Genomic DNA, 17,630 nt, shown 5'->3' with positions numbered 1-17,630 from the left:
ATTTATCGCTTTATAAGGTTTTTGCATAAGTACTTTCCTAGATCTCTTTAAAGCATGATTAGAATGGATTGGAGGGTATTGGATGCAGTTTTTGTCCGTGGCATCGGCTTGGTTTGCATTTGCGTTGCCAGCTATCGCTGCCATGTATATCCTAAAGAGAACCTATAAGAACCAGCGTATCGCTAGTCACCTGCTATGGAGACGGGTATTGCAGGAGCAGGAAGCGAATCGGCCATGGCAAAAGCTCCGCAGCCGCTGGCTTCTCATTTTGCAGCTGCTTGTTGCTCTAATACTCGTTTTCGCTTTAATGGAGCCCATAGTCTTGAGGCAGGCAGCACCATCTGGTCATGCTATCCTCCTCATTGATCGTTCTGCAAGCATGTCGGCAAAAACAGGAGATATCAATCTTAGTGCGAAGACAAGCCTTGAATCAGCAATAGAAGCAGCAGAGATCTGGCTTGACAAACAATCGATTGCTCGATTGATTACGATTGTTGCCACAGGCGCACAGCCTGAAGTGTTGACGAATCGCCAAAGAAACAAAGAGCAGATGAAACGACAACTGCAAGCGATAACTCCTTTTTATGGAAAAACAGATCATACCGCAGCCCTTTCGTTAGCAGATTCTTTGTTGCAAGAGGATTCACATGGAGAAGTCGTAATTTTTACAGATGGCCAGTGGTCAGATGCTGCAGAAGCCAACAAGCTTAACCTGCATGCAAAAGTTGAGCGTGTAATCGTAGGACAAGCGAGCTCTGACAGCAATGTATCGCTTTTATATTTTGGCATCAAAGCAGATTCGAACGATAGCGGTAAAAGTGTGGGTATGATTACGATTCAAAATGACAGTAAGCGGGAGCAGACAGTAAAGCTTGATGTATTCGCTGCAAATGATGAGAGTGACGTGAAAAAGCAGATTTTAGCTGCAAATCGAACCGTTATTGTTCCAGCAGGCGATTGGGAAAGCGTGGAGATCGTTGATCTTCCTCCAGCCCTTTATTACAAGGCCAGAATTGAACAACGTATGGATGCTGTTGTCATTGATAACACGGCATTTCAATTTCCGACAATTCCAAGTGCTAGGCAAGCACTTCTCATTTCGGAAGGAAATTTGTTTCTGGAGAAAGCACTTCAGCTGGCAGGCGTACAAACGGTAAAAATAAGTCCAGACAGCGTCGTTCCAACAGGTGAGCAGGTTGATAAGCTGGATTGGATTATTTTAGATGGGATGAATGAACGGCTGCTGGCCGACTCTGAATGGTCCATGCTGCTTAAATCAAAGCCGCTATGGATGATCGATCATCCCGATCAATCGGATGAAAAAGCAAGCATTCCATCGAACACGAGAGTAGAGAAGAAGGAGCATCCCCTTACGACTTATATCACATTTGCTGATACGCATATCGGTCGACTGGAGAAGCCTGCTGCATCTGAACTTTTATGGGGAGAGCCGGTACTTAGCTATGGCGGAATACCGGCAATTTATGCAGGCAAGGAGAATGGCAAGGCGAAGCTGCGCTTTACTTTTAATTTTCAAGATACAGATTTGCCGCTCCGGCCAGAGTTTCCGATTCTTATCCTTCAAGCTGCACAGTGGATGAGCGGTGGTTCTCACCTTGAGCTTGGTTCTGTTATTGCAGATCAGTTAATGGAAATTTCTCTACATACGAATACGGTCAAAGCGGCATGGGAAGCGGTTGAGCTTACAGGAGGAGACTCCCAAGCTGAGCGTGCGCTGCTTCGTCAGTCAGCAGAGCTTGATTTGGATTCAGCTGGATTATATATCGCACCTTCCATTCCAGGGTTATACCGCCTCGTAGAAAGCGACAAAGATCAAACCGCTGTAAGCAGCCGGTTGCTCGCTGTCACGGTTGATCATGAGGAGCTTCAGAATAATGGAGCCGTTGAAGGGGTGTTTTTGCCAAACGCAACCTCTGAGCTCGCTCCAGCTACCGGCATAGATCGTTCAACAGAAGAACAGCAGATATCGTTGCAATTGTATGTTGCGATTTTATTGCTCTTCATTATGGCAGCTGAATGGGAGGTGTATCGCCGTGGGCTTTCAGGCTGAGTTCCCGCTCGCGTTTCTATTGCTGCTTCCTTGGCTTTTATATATCGTTTGGATGTTCAAAATGACCCTTCGACTTCGCGGCCGCAGAAAAATAATGTCTATTGTCACACGCTCGATTATACTATTGCTCCTGATTGCAATTGCAGCTCAAGTCCAGCCATTTATTGAGCGAGAGCAGCGCAGCCTCGTATTTGTCGCTGACAGGTCAGAGAGCATGCGAGCCGATAAACGAATAGGCAAGTGGATAAATGAGGCGTGGACTGCTAAAGAAGAAGCTGATCGGGGAGGAATCATTTCTTCTGGGTTGAATGCGGCAGTTGAACGGACGGTTACGAATGAGGAATTAGCAGGGGATACCGAGTTTAATTTCCAAGCGAATGTCAATCGGAACTATACCGATCTGTCACAAGGGCTTCAGTTAGCAGGAGCTATGCTGCAAAAAGAAGGCGGAGGACATATTGTTCTGCTCTCTGATGGTGCAGAAAATACAGGTGATGTGCTTCGACAAGCACGTATGCTCAAAAATGCAGGTATTTCAGTCGATGTTGTCGATATCAACACTTCGGTTGTAACGGACACCTCGATTGAAGAACTAAATGTACCGGCAGCTCTTAAGCAAGGGGAGACCTTTACCTTTGAGATTGCCATTAACAGTACAATTGCGGGTCAGGCACAGCTTCGTCTCTATGCAGATGATGCTGAGCTCTCAGTTTCGGATATCCAGCTTGAAAGAGGCGAAAATCGTTATTCGCTGCAAAGCGTTGCGCTGGACCCCGGCTTTCACCGTTTTAGAGCTGAAATATTTACGGCAGGCGATGAACAGCCGGCAAATAATACTGCACATGCCTTTAGCCGGGTAAGCGGTCCACCAAACGTATTAATTGTGGAAGGCGTTCCTGATTCCTCAGCTAACATAGAAGCTGCACTGCAAGCTTCCGTCATCCGTTACGAGACGATCATGCCCGAGCAATTGTCGGTTGAGCTAGCACAATATGCAGCATATGACAGCATTATTTTGAATAATGTATCCGCTGCGCGAATAGCTGAGAAGCCTATGGAATGGATTGCAAAAGCGGTTAGCGATTATGGGGTAGGCTTGATGATGGTCGGAGGCGACGAAAGCTTTGGGCTTGGCGGTTATTTCAAAACGCCAGTTGAGCGTGCGTTACCCGTATATATGGACCTGCAAGGAAGAAAACAAATTCCATCGCTAGGACTTGTACTCGTCATTGATCGATCTGGAAGCATGTCGGATGGCAAGCTTGATCTAGCGAAAGAAGCTGCCATGCGAACGATTGAGCTGCTGCGAGATACCGATACAGTAGGAGTAGTTGCGTTTGATTCTTCGCCTTGGTGGGTTGTAAAGCCGACGAAGCTTACAGATCGCCAAGCTGTCCTTGATCAAATCCAAAGCATTCAGCCTGAAGGAGGCACCGAAATATTTTCAGCGCTGAATGAAGGTTATGAAGGTTTAAATAAGCTTGACGCACAGCGCAAGCACATGATTTTGCTGACGGATGGTCAATCTTCAACGAATGCCAACTACAATACGATTACAGATGCAATGAATGAGAAAAATATGACGCTGTCGACAGTTGCTGTAGGAGAAGGCGCTGATCAGAGACTGCTTGAGCAGCTAGCGAAAAATGCCAAAGGGCGGTATTACTTTACGAAAGACGAAAGCACGCTTCCCGCTATTTTTAGCCGAGAGACCGTGATGATGTCTAGAACGTACGTCGTGGAGCAAACCTTCACCCCAAGTATCGGTCAAGCAGGAGAGTGGTCTTCCCTTTGGCGCAATGGTTTGCCTGTAATCCATGCCTATATAGCAACTACGCCAAAAGAAACAGCTGAGATTGCATTATGGACACCCGAAGGCGATCCACTCCTCGCTCGCTGGTCTTATGGTTCTGGAAGGACGGTTGCATGGACTAGTGATTTAAGCGGAAAATGGTCAAGCCAATGGGTGCAATGGGCTGAGCTTCCTAAAGTTTTCGTTGATTGGGTAAAATGGACGTTTCCCCAGTTTGAGCGTGCACCCTATTCCATTACTGCACAAGTGAATGGTACTGAAGCAAAGGTAACCGTTCATTCACAGGCGGAGGGAGCAGGGGCTGACAGCAAGCTTTCTGCAGCTATTCTGAATCAAGAGGGAGTAAGCGAACGGAAGCGATTAATGCCAGTGGCACCAGGTGAATTTGAAACGAAGCTAACGGTTACTGAACCCGGTGTTTATTTGGCGCAGATTGGTCAAGGGGATAGTCACTCGTCTATTCAAAATGGGAATACGGCAGGATTTGTGATCCCTTATTCGCCAGAATATCGAATCGCAAATCAGGATGGTTTAAAGCTGCTTGAACAGGTGGCCGCCACAACTAGTGGAAGAATTTTAGATCCAATAGACCCAAAGCAAGCCTTCCAATTTGAACCTATTCTTACACGGCAAGTTTATAACTGGACACATGGCCTTCTCGTGGCAGCACTGGTGCTATGGCTGCTTGATATCGCCATTCGCAGATTGTCTATTTCATGGAATCGTGTGTTTCAGCCGCTTATCCAAACATTTAGTAGAAAAACGAAGTTATCAATCCAGCGAGATAACGAAAGAGCTTTAAGTGCCCATTCGTCAAGCTCTGTGAGTCGCTTAAAGGAAAGAAAGTCAGAAGCAGTCCGTTTTTATAGCGGAGATAACCATCCACGAGATCGTGAAGAAAAAGGCCAATCAGGAGATGCTTCAGGCAATCGGGACGATGAGAAAAAAGTGAACGTTTCTATTGCAAGGAACACGAGCTTACAAGTGCCAACCAAAGAGGTGGAGCGCGCGCAAGAAAATGATCCTAACGTTGCAAGAGAACTAGATTCGAATCGAGTGAATTTGCAAGGCAAAACAGAGAACGGAGCTACAATCAATCGTCTGCTTGCAGCGAAAAACAGAAAGAAGCGTTAGTATACTGCTATCCATGCGGAGGAGGTGTCTATTTGAACACGATAAAAAAAGAACATCGAATGGAAAGCATTCGTTTTTTTGTACAAGAATTGATTTCATCGATCAATAATGAGGCGAAAAAACAAGAAGCGTCTATTCATCTTTTCGGCGTTGCTAGCTTGGCCTCCATGTTGGCAATGAAAAGAGGACAGGATGCCGAGCTCGCTTCAATCGCAGCATTGCTTCACCGATATTATGATTACAAAACCGGTATTAGTGGGTTTTCTGGTCTTAACAGCGCAGAATCCGTACGACCTTTTATTCGGGATTTGGATCTGTTTACGAAGGAAGAGCAAAATACAATTCTTAGAGCGATCTTTTATTATGAAGACAGAAGCAGAAGCCAAGGGCCTTATGAAGAAATTTTAAAGGACGCATATTTATTGCAATTGTATCTTCACCAGCCAAATCATTGTTTTGATCAGGACGGGAAAAGTAGACTTGAAAAGGTATTAAATGAGCTTATGATTCCCGCCAAGTCTGTAGGAGCGTTAATAAACTGTGATATTGGCGGGACGGATGAGCGTTCAACAACGCGGGAGCTGCTTGCTGACATCGCAGAGTCGCTTGCGAGTAAAGATATTATTGGCGTGCCTGGCGATGAACGGTATAGAGAGATATGCCGATATTGGCCGGACTCTGATATCCATAAAGTGTTGAAAAATAGCTGGTGCGCTGCATTTGTTTATTATTGCTGCAAATTAGCCGGTTTTCGTCTCCCCATTCGTTACCCGAATGGTGTTTGTCGTTTCGCGGGTGTAGCTGCTTGGCTGGAATGGGCACAGCTGCCTGAAACCGGATTTTTTTATAAGGATGGGCAGGATGGATTTACACCTCAGCGAGGCGATATTGTCATTTACGATAAGCTGCTCTCTGATGAGCCTCATGATCATATTGGCATTATTTTGAGTTGCGAGGATACTCAAATCCTCGTAGCCGAAGGTAATCGAGACAATCAGAACTACTCAGATGTTTTTCACAGGGAAAGACAACGCTTTATACTGGGTTATATACGGATAAGCAATGACTACCAATATGAATGGAGCGGCGAGTATGTTCCAATTATTTAATGTTATTAACAATTAACTAGGTTAATCAAGATAGACATGAGCTGGCCGTAGCGTTACAATGCTTGTAAATGAAAATATAAATGCAACGCTTGAAGGGATGGGTAACATGTACTCAGAGATTACGACAGCCGAGTTAGAGAGCCAGTTGAAGGAAGGTAAAACCTTAAATCTAGTTGATGTTCGTGAAACAGAGGAGTGGCAAGAAGGACATATTAAAGAAGCACGCAGCATTCCGCTATCGGCGCTCCAAGAGCGGATTGATGAGTTTCAGCAAGGGGAAGAAGAGATCCTTATTATTTGCCGCAGCGGTGGCCGCAGCGGGAAAGCTTGTGATTATCTCGAATCTCAAGGTTTTAAAGTAGTAAACGTAGCTGGCGGCATGCTTCAATGGCAAGGCGAAGTAGCTACTGGAGAATAATAGGTTTCAAAAAAAGCCCATTGCGGGCTTTTTTTATTTGCATAATCGAATGCAGGAATAGATCACTTGAGGAATAAGTATCAAATGAATATATCTATTGTTTCTCTTGCTGCGATTAATGAAATCAAGCTATATTTAATCCAAATTATTGGGGGGACTTGATTATGTCGCATACGAAACCGAGCTTATCGATTCAAGAAGTGAATACGGTGCTGCAGCGCCACTTTGGAAGTGAAGTAAGCCATATTATGGCTAATGAGGGCGGTAATTTCAGCAGCGTTTTTTTCTTCGAATGGGCAAATGAACCGTATGTAATTCGCTTAAATTCATCCAAGGAATCATTTCTGCAGGAAGAGACGATTTCAAATCTGCTTTCTTCACAGGAGTTGCCTTATCCGAAAGTTTGTGGTATCGGTGAAGAGCGGCATTTCTCCTATTGTATTTCAGAGCGAAAGCTTGGAATCGTACTGGCGGATTTGCAGGCTGAGCAAAAAATGGCCGTTGTGCCGGATCTGGTTCATGTCATTTCCAAGATGAATCAGGTTCAATTAGGACAAACAACAGGATATGGCCCGGTCATCGACGGGAAAAATGGTCAATATGCGGATTGGGAGTCATTTGTAGCAGCGTCTTTTGCAGAGAATCAGGAGGGAACCTTTTGGGAAAACTGGCATGAGCTGTTTCAGACGACCTGTTTAGAGCGTGATGTTTTTGAAGAGATATATTCGAGGCTGTTGGCATTTTGCAGCTATAACGCAGCGCATAGACATTTTGTTCATAATGATTGTCATGAGTGGAATATTATTTCTGATGGCAGCAGCATTACCGGAATTATAGATGCTGGGTTCATCTACGGCGACTTTATGATCGATATAGCGACGATAGAAGAAGCAATACCTGGGATAGATTTGGGCGAAGCATTCCGTGTTCATTATGAGCATATAGGCAAACCAATCGAAAACTTTAAAGAACGGCTTATTGGAGCTCGATACTTTAAAGGTCTGGACGGTCTTCGTTTTTTTGCGAAAATGGGCTGGGATCATGCATATATCGAGCTTCGCGATAAGCTGCTATCTCTCCCAAAAAGGGTAAAACCTTAAAATGCCTCTCTACACACGCAGAGACATTTGCACATATAATGAGAACACGCAACTGACAACATGCTGACGGTTTTTGTGCAGTTTGGATATATTTTTTTGACCATTTGAGGTATCCTTAGAATCACACTGTTTTTTAGAAAAATACTTCAGGCATCATTGTCCATGAAGTAAAGGATTGGGTGATTGAAATGATTGTTATCAAGACGAGTGAAGAAATAGCAAAGATGAAAAAAGCTGGTGAAATTTTAGCTGCTTGCCACCGGGAACTGCGAACATTTATTCAAGCCGGCAAAACGACGTTGGAGATTGATAAATTTGTCGAAGCTTTTTTGCAAAAAAATGGAGCTACTCCCGAACAAAAAGGATATCACGGCTACCCTTTTGCAACATGCGCCTCGGTTAATGATGTAATATGCCACGGTTTTCCAAGTGAGCGGGCATTAGTCGATGGTGATATCGTAACCATTGATATGGTGGTTAACTTAGAAGGTTGGTTAGCGGATTCCGCTTGGTCTTATGCAGTCGGAAATATATCGGAAACATCGCAAAAGCTGCTTAATGTGACAAAGGAATCCCTTTATAAAGGGATAGAGCAGGCTGTAGTCGGAAACAGAATCGGAGACATATCTCACGCGATTCAAGTTTTTGCGGAAGCACAAGGTTTCTCGGTTGTAAGAGATTTTATAGGTCACGGTATTGGTCAGAAAATGCATGAGGAGCCTCAAGTGCCTCATTATGGCCCGCCGAATCGCGGAACACGTTTAAAGGCCGGGATGGTTTTGACAATTGAGCCTATGCTTAATACTGGGAAGTACCACAGCAAAATCGATGAAGACGGATGGACGGCTAGAACGATCGATGGCGGTTTATCTGCGCAATACGAGCACACGCTTGCTATTACAGAAAATGGTCCGATTATTTTAACCGAGCAATAGATGTAATAAATGAACAGACTATAGCAAATTAATATGGCCTAATGGCCACAACTATAAATTTCATTGTACTTGGCCTGCGTGCCTGTTTGTTCCTAGTGGAACAACAGGCCACAGGCTATTTTATTTTGTAGAACAAAATTCTAAGTTTAGAAACTGTCCCCAAAAGTGCGTGAGCGAGTAGACTTTATGGATGTAGAAAGAACCTTACAAGTCACAGTGAAAGTAGATACGAAGGTTCTTTTTTCTAAGATAAGATTATGTAAAACTTGGTTATGGATTCCGAAGTTAACTTTTTGGAAGACCCTTCTTTTGAAACATTTTTTTAATGACATGTTACTTTTTTAATAGAAAGAGTGTCTTATTACATATCAGGCAGAAGTGAGGATTCATACATATTTAGGAAAAACGCATCGATAATCAGATCAACACCTTGAAGAGAGGGAGGAGCCATAATGAGCAAGAAAATAGGATATATGTTTTTGGGCGTTTTCTCTTTGCTGCTTGTCATTTTTTTATTCAACTGGCTTAGAACAAATACTGACAATTTCGGAATGCTGCAGAGCTTCTCTGTGACGATTAATAATCAATCGGATTATGATATCGTTTCGGTTGAAACTGGAATTATCTCAAGCTCTGAAAAGCATAGCTATGCAAAAATAATTAAAGCTGGCGACACGGTTCGAATAAAACCGCAATTGAAATTAACAGGTGAAGGCGCCGTATACTTGAAATATACGGATGACAGGGGAATGACGAAGGAGACTGTCGCCTGCGGTTATACCGAATCACTTTCAGGGAGCGCGAAGTTAATCATTGATAATAATGGAGTTGCAGAAAATGAACAAAAATGCATGTAAAGCTTGTTGAACTCGCTAATGTGCAGGTTCCGTATTATGCAATTTTCAACTAAAAGTAATGATAATAATGGTTAAACCCTTTTCTCATTTTTGAGATAAGGGTCTTTTTTGTGCGAAATAATTGTCGACTGCGTTAGGTGGTACTCATCCCTTGTAAACTGTAAACCTCTAGTTAAAGTAATAAATATAACAAATATTTTTAGGGTACAATCTATATTTCTTCAGGTATTTTATCCCTTTCTGTTTTGATAAGATTTTTTTGTAAGCGTTATCAGTCTATATTTATGACAAGGGGGATGGAAATGCGAAGGAAGTTAAGTATGCTATTGGCGTTCATTTTGCTCTTCGGTATGCTGACGCCGATAGGAAGATTCGAGAACACAGCTCAAGCTGCAGCAACAACAGTGCTTCAAAATGGGTTTGAGGATGGAAATGCTGGCAGCTGGCAGCCGTTTAATTGCAGCGGAGGCACTGCGCAGGCAGCCGTTTCTTCAGAGCAGGCCGCAACGGGATCAAAATCGTTAAAGTTATCTGGGCGTGGGAGTGTTAGCTGCAGCCCGAGCATTGAGCTCAATGCTTTGCTTCAAGAGGGACATAGTTACGATATTTCGTTTAAAGTAAAGCTTGGAGCGGGTACTGATCAAGCACATGTTACGATGAGAATGACTGATCAAACGAATGACTTTGATTGGATCGTGGGCAACCAAAACATTGATGATCAAAGCTGGACAACCTTCTCCAAAACATCGTATACGAGGCCTACTGGCTCAAAAGCTATGACGATGTATTTGGAGACAGTTTCGTCGACTGCTGACGTGTTTATTGATGATCTCTTGATTGTAGATCATACGCCAACTGATAATCCCGGCAGTGGTGGAGGAACTCCGATTGGGCCATTGGAATTCGGCTATAACTTCGATGATGGTACAATCGAAGGCTGGAAACCAAGAGGAGATGGCGTAGCCGTAACGGTATCGCAAGAACAGCAAAAGTCAGGCCAATACAGCTTGAAAACGACAGGCCGTACGTTGGACTGGAACGGGCCGACCGTTAGTGTAGTCGACAAAATGACGAAAAATGCAAAATATGAGGTTACAGCTTTCGTCAAGCTTACTGAAGTGCCTTCGGCTTCCAGAACGATAAAGTTATCGGCTGAACTGGATGCGAGTGGATCCAAGAGCTGGGTAAGCATTGCTTCAGCAGCAGTAGCTTCGACAGATTGGGTACAGCTCAAGGGGACATTTAGTTTCAATTCAAATTTAACAGATTTAAGCTTCTATGTTGAAAGTTCGGGAGTAAGTGACGCTTATTATATCGACGATATTAAGGTCTTAATGACGGAACTGCCGCCTAAGACATCCCTACCTGTTCAGACAGATCTAGCGAAGCTGAAGGATGTTTATCAAAATTATTTCAAAGTAGGGGCAGCGCTAGAGCCGATTCAGCTTGAAGGGAAAAGCAGAGAACTTCTAGATATGCATTTCAGTTCAGTCGTTGCTGAGAATGCAATGAAGCCTGGTTCAATTAATTCAACAAAGGGAACTTACAATTTCGAGAGTGCAGACAGGCTTGCCAAATACGCAAGAGACAACAAAGTGAACATGCGATTCCACACACTTGTGTGGCATGAACAAGCAGCAAACTGGATGTTTAACGATGATAATGGCACCGTATTGAGTCCAACTCCAGAAAACAAAGAGCTTGTTCTCAGTCGGCTAAAAGATTTTTTAAGCGTTGTGGTGCCAAGATATGCAGACGTCGCAACGGATTGGGATGTCGTGAATGAGGTCATTGATGAAGGCAGACCGAATGGTATGCGTAATAGTTTATGGTATCAATTAACAGGCGAGGATTTCATTAAAGTTGCCTTTACTGAAACGCGTAGATTGCTCGATGAGTTGTATGCGCAAGACCCGATAAAATATGCAAAGGCTAAGGATTCCAAGCTAGTTATTAATGATTACGGAACAAATAATCCGCAAAAAGCAAACTTTTTATTAAACCTTGCAAAGAGATTAAAAGCAGAAGGTGTGCCTATTGATTCGGTTGGCCACCAAACTCATATTAACATTAGCGGACCGTCAATTCAGCAAATTTCTAATTCAATTAAGATGTTCGGTGAGGCCGGATTCGACAACCAATTAACTGAATTTGATGTCTCGGTTTATTCGAACAACACGGATGCCTACCAAGAAGTGCCTCAAGATTTGCTTGCCAAACAAGGCTACCGTTTTAAAGAGCTATTCGAAGAATTGAAGAAATTGGATGATCTGGGCAGGACAGCTGAAAATCCAGAAGGCTGGATAAGCAATGTTACCTTCTGGGGTATCGCTGACGACCATACATGGCTCCACAATCGTCCGGTCACTCGTCAAGACGCGCCATTTGCTTTCGATAAAAACTTCCAAGCGAAACCTGCTTATTGGGGAATGGTTGATCCAACGAAGCTGGTAGCGGTGAAGAAAACGGCAAATGCTGCAAATGGAAGTCCAAACCCAAGCAACATCAATGATATTTTCTGGAGTACAATTCCAGCTATTTCATTGGAGAAGAGCGGCGTATTAGAAGCTGCGATGAAAGTGCTGTGGGATGAAAATAATATCTATGTAAAGGCAATCGTGACTGATCCATCGAAATTTGTTGGTGATAAGGTCGATTTGTTCGTGAAGAGCGGAAATGAAATTAAAAAGGTATCGGTTGAAAGAGGGGCAGCTAACGCTGTAGAAACGAATAAAGGTTACACGATTACTGCTGCTATTCCGTTAAGCGGAAGCACATTGGACAGCAAAGTATCTTATGATATTCGCGTCACAGATTCTGGTTCAGATGACGGTACTGAGCATGGCAAGAATGGCAGTATCATTTCGTGGAGCGATCTTGGAAACAATCAAGATCAGAATAGCAGCGGTTATGGCGAGTTGACGCTTATCTCAGGAACAAAAGTATCAACTGCAAAATATGGCACGCCTATTCTCGACGGTGAAATGGATGCAATGTGGGCGAGCGCGAGCAAGCTTGCTACCCAAGTTAAAGTAGAAGGCGGCGAAGGCTCTAAAGCTGAATTTTATACGATGTGGGACGATAAGCATCTTTATGTTTATGCTTTGGTAACCGACAAAAAATTATCGGATGCGAGTCCAAACCCATGGGAACATGATTCCATTGAAGTTTTCGTAGATCAAAACAATGGAAAAACTAGCGCTTATGAGGGTGATGATGGCCAGTATCGAATTAATTACAAAAATCTGCATACGGTTGGCGGTCATGCCTCTCATGACAACTACACTTCGGTGACGAAGACAGTTTATGGGGCTGATAATATTGCTACCGGTTACATTGTAGAGGCTGCAATCAACTTGGATTTGATCACTCCAAGCAACGAGACGATCATTGGTTTTGATCTACAGGTCAACAATGATGATAACGGTACGGGTAAAAGAGATAGTGTATGGATGTGGAACGATCCTACAGGAAAGTCTTATGAGAACACCTCACGATTAGGTGTGCTTGTATTAGCTGGCAAGCCTGATGGCGGAGGAGACCCAGGTCCTGGCGGCAACGGCAACACAGGCAGCATTCCTGCTAATAAGCCAGGAGAAATTAATGCTACTATTGATGCGAACGGCAATGCTAAGGCATCTATCAGTGCTGCCGATGTGAAAGCTGCTATTGCAGATGCTAAAGCTGGTTTATTGAAATTCCAGGCTAAAGCTGTAGATAAGGCGAAGCAGGTCGCTTTCAATATTTCTGTTGAGCAAGTTCAAGCTGCGAAAACGGCAGGTATTAAAACCATCGAATTCAACGCTGGCCTTGCTACTGTTCAATTGCCGATTTCATTATTAGATGCCACTGAATCGACAGGAAATATTGAACTCATTGTTAATAAAATCGCAGCCGATACACTGTCTAGCGAGGTTCGTGAACAGATTGGAACGAATGCGGTTTATGATTTCAGCTTAATCATTGGCGGCAAGATGATAAGCCAGTTTGGTAATGGTCTATCTGTAAATGTATCTGTGCCTTACGAGTTGAAGAATGGCGAAAATGCAAATCAAATCGTCATACTGTATATTTCTGAGGACGGGAAGCTTGAAGTACTTGCGAATAGCAGATACGATGCTGTTACAGGTATAGCCAAGTTTAATACGACTCATTTTAGTAAATTTGCAGCCCTTTCAATCGATGTAAGCTTTAAAGATATATCTTCCGTTTCATGGGCGAAAGACAGTATTATCGGGCTTGCAGCTCGTGGCATCGTTACAGGTGCATCTTCACAAGCTTTCGAGCCTAATCGTTCAGTGACGAGAGCAGAGTTTATCCATATGCTTATTCAAACGCTAAACCTGAAGCAAACAGGAGCGATCAGCACATTCCATGATGTGAAGGAAGGCGCTTGGTATTATAATTCAGTTGCTTCAGCTCAGCAATTAGGCATTGTTACAGGGTTGTCAGATGGGACATTTGGCATTAATGATAAAATTAACCGTCAGGATATGGCAGCAATGGCATACAGAGCGTTGCAAAAAGCAGGCATAACGTTAGAACAAGTGAACGATAAAGTCGAGTTCAATGATGCAGCAGCAATTGCTGAATATGCCAAAGAGGCTGTAGCCATGCTGCAAGCAGCAGGTACAATTAATGGCATGGGCAATGGTAGCTTTGCACCAAATCAAACGGCAAGCCGTGCACAAGCAGCTGTTATTTTATATCAGTTGCTGCAAAAATCTACGAAATAACTTCTATGAATTTCTAATAGAAATGAGTTAAAAAAGAGCCGATAAGATGTTTGTTGGGATATGAGTGCTGGACCCATTAGAGGTTGGCCCATATACAACTCTTCTTAACGGCTTTTGGTTTATTTTCCAACTAGAACGAAAACGTTGCCATCAGGGGCTTCGAAGACAGCGACATGTCGAGACTCCGTAGCAAAGGGTGTTCTAATCCATTGAATTTCTTCATTTTTGCTTAACTCGTTGTGTGCTTCACGGACATCTTCAACCAGAATTTCAACTTCAGTAAATTTGTTGTCAGGATGATTGCTAAGAACAAGTTCAGAGCTGTCCTTCATTGGAAATTTTAGACCGATGATTTTCCAAACAAACCCATCCTCTAATGCTCGTTCTATTTTCCAGCTTTCAGTTAGACCCATCGCAGTGTAAAAGGCAAGAGATTTCTCAATTTCGATCGTGTGAATGCAAACGCATTCTAGTTTCTTAAACATCAGGTCCAACTCCTTTTTCATAAATAAGAACATACGTTCTACAAACAATTCTACTATTTTCCATATTGAAAAGCAACAATAAGTAGTATTATACTTTTTATGGAGTGGGGGAATGTAGGCATGCTTGAATTCTTATATCACTACTATGATGAATCTACGGGTCCATTCCGCAATTTATCAGACTTAAATCCAGAGGAAGCAGCTAGTGTTTTAAACGAAATCATTGTTCAAAATAAAGGCTTCGCCAGCAAACGGTCCGCGGATTATCTGGAAATTCGACGGAGTCTCGAATTAAAAGCAAGAGATTTATATATAGATAAAGGCGGCATGCCCATTCGGAAGTTTCCCCATTATATGACTCTCGGGGAATGTCCATGGCTCTTAGAATGGTATCCAGCAGGTAAAGTACTGCAAGTTCCAATGTCGAATTTCAAGCCAAATACGATTAGTTTTACTTATGGAGATTTGTTTCCGACGATGAGGCTCCAAGACGGAAAGCCTTATCGAGGTCAGGTCTATACTATGAACGAGATCTTTGAAGTAGTAAGAGAATTTGGATTGCCACAAGAATGGAATGCCAAGGGAGAAAGAGGACCAGAAAGATACATCGAAGTGCAAGTGTGGGATGATGAACCGTTGAACAAATGGAAGTTATAGTTCGAAAAATGCAGCGAGACTTGACACCGAGATACACTTCCTGTATAAATACTTCTAAGCATATGAGTTGGAAATAACAACATTAGCGATTGGGACAGTAGTCTAGGACCGATAGTTGCAGCGAGCCGGGTTAGTGGAAGCCGGTACGGATGTCTTAGATGAAGCGGGCCCATGAAATGGTTTGCCGAAACGAACGAAGTTGCTTAGTAGGCAAATCCGGTCATTGACCGTTACGAAAATGAGGGGTCAAGCTGCTTATTAGGCTTGGCACTTAGAGTGGTACCACGGGATCTTTATGGCTCTCGTCTCTTATTTTAGAGACGGGGGCCTTTTTTATTTTGATAATAGGAGGAATTACAATGATTCATAAGCTGATTATTGGAGCAATTGAAGAAATAACGCAAGGCATGCTGGAAGAGGGACGTACAGAGCGACCTGGAAATTTCAAAATTGCGGTCGAGCATCCCGTTAACTTAGCGCATGGCGATTATAGCAGCAATATTGCAATGCAGCTGGCAAGGCTTTTAAAACGTGCGCCTTCATTGATTGCAGACGACTTCAAACAAAAATTAATCAAGCATCCAAGTCTTTCCTCATCCATAAAAAAGATTGAAATTGCTTCACCCGGGTTTCTTAATTTCTATGTGAATTGGCCTTGGTGGGCAGTCAATGCAGATCAGCTATCTTCGCAGAAAACGACAGTTAACAAAAAAGTGCTTGTTGAGCATACATCTATCAATCCAAATAAATCAGCGCATATTGGTCATTTGCGTAATTCCTGCGTAGGCGATACGATTGCGCGAATGCTCAAAAGGACGGGTCATCAGGTTGAGGTGCATAACTACATTGATGATCTAGGCAACCAATTGGCGGATACGGTGGTAGGCATTCTTCAGACAAAGTCGGTGCTGCCTTATGAGCGTTTTGGGGATTTTTGCTGGGATACGTATTCAAGCATTAATCGGGCTTATAAAGAGCAGCCAGAATTGCTTGAACAACGTACCAAGGTTCTTGCAGAGCTGGAAGAAGGGCATTCGAATGTAGCATGGATGGGCTTGTTGGTCGCAGAAAGAATTGTACGAGAGCATGTCGAGGAAATGAAGCAGTTTGGCATCACTTATGATGTTCTAGTATGGGAAAGCAATATTGTGCGTGAAGGCTTCTGGGCTCGCGCGTTTGAACTGCTGCAATCAACGGGAATATTCCGCAAGGAAACAGAAGGGAAGCTGAAGGGCTGTTATGTGCTGAAGCATTCTGATGAAAAAGGAGAACCAGAGGAACAATCGGATTTCCACGCAGATAAAGTGCTCGTTCGCTCAAACGGTATTTTGACTTATACGGCCAAAGATATTGCTTACCATCTGTGGAAGTTTGGATTGCTCGATAACGATTTCCGTTACCAGAAGTTTTCTGATGGTCTGTGGTCAACGCATACAAGCGGTGCAAGGAAAAAAATCGGTCATGCGGATATGGTCATAAACGTAATTGATCAGCGCCAAGAGTATCCTCAAGCTATGGTTAAACAAGCATTGCTCGCTTTGGGTTTTCAGGAGCAAGCAGAACAGTTGAAACATGTCAGTTATGGTGTTGTTGCATTAAGCCCAAATACGGCAAGTGGTTTAGGTATCGATACGTCAGACGGCAAGCATGCGTATGCGATGTCAGGCAGGCAAGGAATCGGCATAAAAATAGCGGATTTCTTAGTAAGAATGGAACAAATCATAGACGCAAAAAGATCCCGTAAAGGCGGCTTGGCAAGTCGTACGATAGCAGCAGCATCGATTCGTTATTACTTGCTTCGTTTTCATTTGCAAACAGAGGTTGTGTTTGATCTTGATCAAGCAACCGAAATATCCGGCAATACAGGTGTTTATCTGATGTATACGTATGCTCGCTCCAGCAGTATTTTGAAGAGAGCAGGCGACACGGAGTTTAACCCACAAGCTCTAGCTGAGATTAGCGATCTTGAGATTCAAGAGCATTCATTACTGAGACAATTAGCTTATTGGCCTGAAACGCTGGAAGCTGCCGCTTTGGAGCTGTCTCCTAATCAGCTTTGTACGTATGTATATGATCTTTCCGCGTTGTTTAACCATTTCTACGCTACATGTCCTATTTTGAAGGCTGAAGGCTCAGCGAAAAGCTTGCGTATTTGGCTCACCGAGCGTTATAAGCAAACGATGCAGGATGCACTTCACATACTGGGACTTCCAGCGCCAAATAGAATGTAAACAGATGTTCCAATCATGCAATTGGCTTGCCCGTCATATAGTTTAACGCAGAGGTACAGGCATTAACAGCGATGAACGAAGGGC

The 17,630-nt window shown here is 43.4% G+C and carries 11 protein-coding genes and 1 other annotated feature; of the genes, 10 read left to right on the top strand and 1 reads right to left on the bottom strand.

Features of this window, described 5'->3' with window-relative positions; translation table 11 throughout:
* Positions 1–82 precede the first annotated feature (82 nt).
* The 8 genes from ACIFSR_RS02915 to ACIFSR_RS02880 all read left to right on the top strand — a co-directional run bounded on the left by ACIFSR_RS02915 (position 83) and on the right by ACIFSR_RS02880 (position 14,173).
* The gene (locus tag ACIFSR_RS02915) at positions 83–2,071 is read left to right on the top strand and encodes a vWA domain-containing protein (RefSeq protein WP_430054835.1); all 1,989 of its coding nucleotides are present in this window, start codon (positions 83–85) and stop codon (positions 2,069–2,071) included.
* The gene (locus ACIFSR_RS02910) at positions 2,055–5,018 is read left to right on the top strand and encodes a VWA domain-containing protein (RefSeq protein ID WP_430054834.1); all 2,964 of its coding nucleotides are present in this window, start codon (positions 2,055–2,057) and stop codon (positions 5,016–5,018) included. Before ACIFSR_RS02915 ends, ACIFSR_RS02910 begins: the two co-directional genes overlap by 17 nt.
* Before the next feature lie 32 nt (positions 5,019–5,050).
* The gene (locus tag ACIFSR_RS02905) at positions 5,051–6,127 is read left to right on the top strand and encodes a CHAP domain-containing protein (RefSeq protein ID WP_430054832.1); all 1,077 of its coding nucleotides are present in this window, start codon (positions 5,051–5,053) and stop codon (positions 6,125–6,127) included.
* A gap of 106 nt (positions 6,128–6,233) precedes the next feature.
* Positions 6,234–6,545 carry a rhodanese-like domain-containing protein gene (locus tag ACIFSR_RS02900; RefSeq protein ID WP_430054830.1) on the top strand — a complete coding sequence of 104 codons (312 nt, stop codon included), beginning with the start codon at positions 6,234–6,236 and terminating at the stop codon, positions 6,543–6,545.
* Positions 6,546–6,709: 164 nt separating this feature from the next.
* Positions 6,710–7,645: an aminoglycoside phosphotransferase family protein gene (locus tag ACIFSR_RS02895; protein WP_430054828.1), complete on the top strand. Its 936-nt coding sequence runs from the start codon at positions 6,710–6,712 to the stop codon at positions 7,643–7,645.
* Between the two features lie 188 nt (positions 7,646–7,833).
* Entirely contained in the window at positions 7,834–8,580 is a 747-nt protein-coding gene (gene map, locus ACIFSR_RS02890; protein ID WP_430054827.1) for a type I methionyl aminopeptidase, read from the top strand.
* A gap of 452 nt (positions 8,581–9,032) precedes the next feature.
* Entirely contained in the window at positions 9,033–9,437 is a 405-nt protein-coding gene (locus ACIFSR_RS02885) for a hypothetical protein (protein WP_339209045.1), read from the top strand.
* A gap of 302 nt (positions 9,438–9,739) precedes the next feature.
* Positions 9,740–14,173: an endo-1,4-beta-xylanase gene (locus ACIFSR_RS02880; RefSeq protein ID WP_430054824.1), complete on the top strand. Its 4,434-nt coding sequence runs from the start codon at positions 9,740–9,742 to the stop codon at positions 14,171–14,173.
* Positions 14,174–14,292: 119 nt separating this feature from the next.
* Here the strand turns inward: ACIFSR_RS02880 and ACIFSR_RS02875 are convergent, their stop codons facing one another.
* Positions 14,293–14,658, bottom strand: coding sequence for a VOC family protein (locus ACIFSR_RS02875; RefSeq protein ID WP_430054822.1), 366 nt, complete (start codon positions 14,656–14,658; stop codon positions 14,293–14,295).
* Between the two features lie 120 nt (positions 14,659–14,778).
* Between ACIFSR_RS02875 and ACIFSR_RS02870 the strand changes: the two genes are divergently transcribed.
* Together ACIFSR_RS02870 and ACIFSR_RS02865 are read left to right on the top strand one after the other, a co-directional pair.
* Positions 14,779–15,315 (top strand): hypothetical protein, encoded by a 537-nt coding sequence (locus ACIFSR_RS02870; protein ID WP_430054820.1) that lies wholly within the window; start codon positions 14,779–14,781, stop codon positions 15,313–15,315.
* A 76-nt stretch (positions 15,316–15,391) separates the two neighbouring features.
* Positions 15,392–15,628: a binding site (T-box leader), on the top strand.
* Positions 15,629–15,674: 46 nt separating this feature from the next.
* Positions 15,675–17,546: an arginine--tRNA ligase gene (locus ACIFSR_RS02865; protein ID WP_430054817.1), complete on the top strand. Its 1,872-nt coding sequence runs from the start codon at positions 15,675–15,677 to the stop codon at positions 17,544–17,546.
* The last annotated feature ends 84 nt before the right edge of the window (positions 17,547–17,630 follow it).

It is taken from the genome of Paenibacillus sp. NRS-1760 (genome assembly GCF_050467785.1).
Lineage (GTDB): Bacteria > Bacillota > Bacilli > Paenibacillales > Paenibacillaceae > Pristimantibacillus.
Note: the sequence above shows the minus strand (reverse complement) of the source record. Positions and strands in the feature narration are given on the sequence as shown.

Excerpts from the sequence above, each read along its gene's own strand:
- ACIFSR_RS02865 (WP_430054817.1), top strand. The coding sequence starts at position 15,675 with ATGATTCATAAGCTGATTATTGGAGCAATTGAAGAAATAACGCAAGGC.
- ACIFSR_RS02885 (WP_339209045.1), top strand. The coding sequence starts at position 9,033 with ATGAGCAAGAAAATAGGATATATGTTTTTGGGCGTTTTCTCTTTGCTG.
- ACIFSR_RS02915 (WP_430054835.1), top strand. The coding sequence starts at position 83 with ATGCAGTTTTTGTCCGTGGCATCGGCTTGGTTTGCATTTGCGTTGCCA.
- map (WP_430054827.1), top strand. The coding sequence starts at position 7,834 with ATGATTGTTATCAAGACGAGTGAAGAAATAGCAAAGATGAAAAAAGCT.
- ACIFSR_RS02870 (WP_430054820.1), top strand. The coding sequence starts at position 14,779 with ATGCTTGAATTCTTATATCACTACTATGATGAATCTACGGGTCCATTC.
- ACIFSR_RS02875 (WP_430054822.1), bottom strand. The coding sequence starts at position 14,658 with ATGTTTAAGAAACTAGAATGCGTTTGCATTCACACGATCGAAATTGAG.
- ACIFSR_RS02895 (WP_430054828.1), top strand. The coding sequence starts at position 6,710 with ATGTCGCATACGAAACCGAGCTTATCGATTCAAGAAGTGAATACGGTG.
- ACIFSR_RS02900 (WP_430054830.1), top strand. The coding sequence starts at position 6,234 with ATGTACTCAGAGATTACGACAGCCGAGTTAGAGAGCCAGTTGAAGGAA.
- ACIFSR_RS02880 (WP_430054824.1), top strand. The coding sequence starts at position 9,740 with ATGCGAAGGAAGTTAAGTATGCTATTGGCGTTCATTTTGCTCTTCGGT.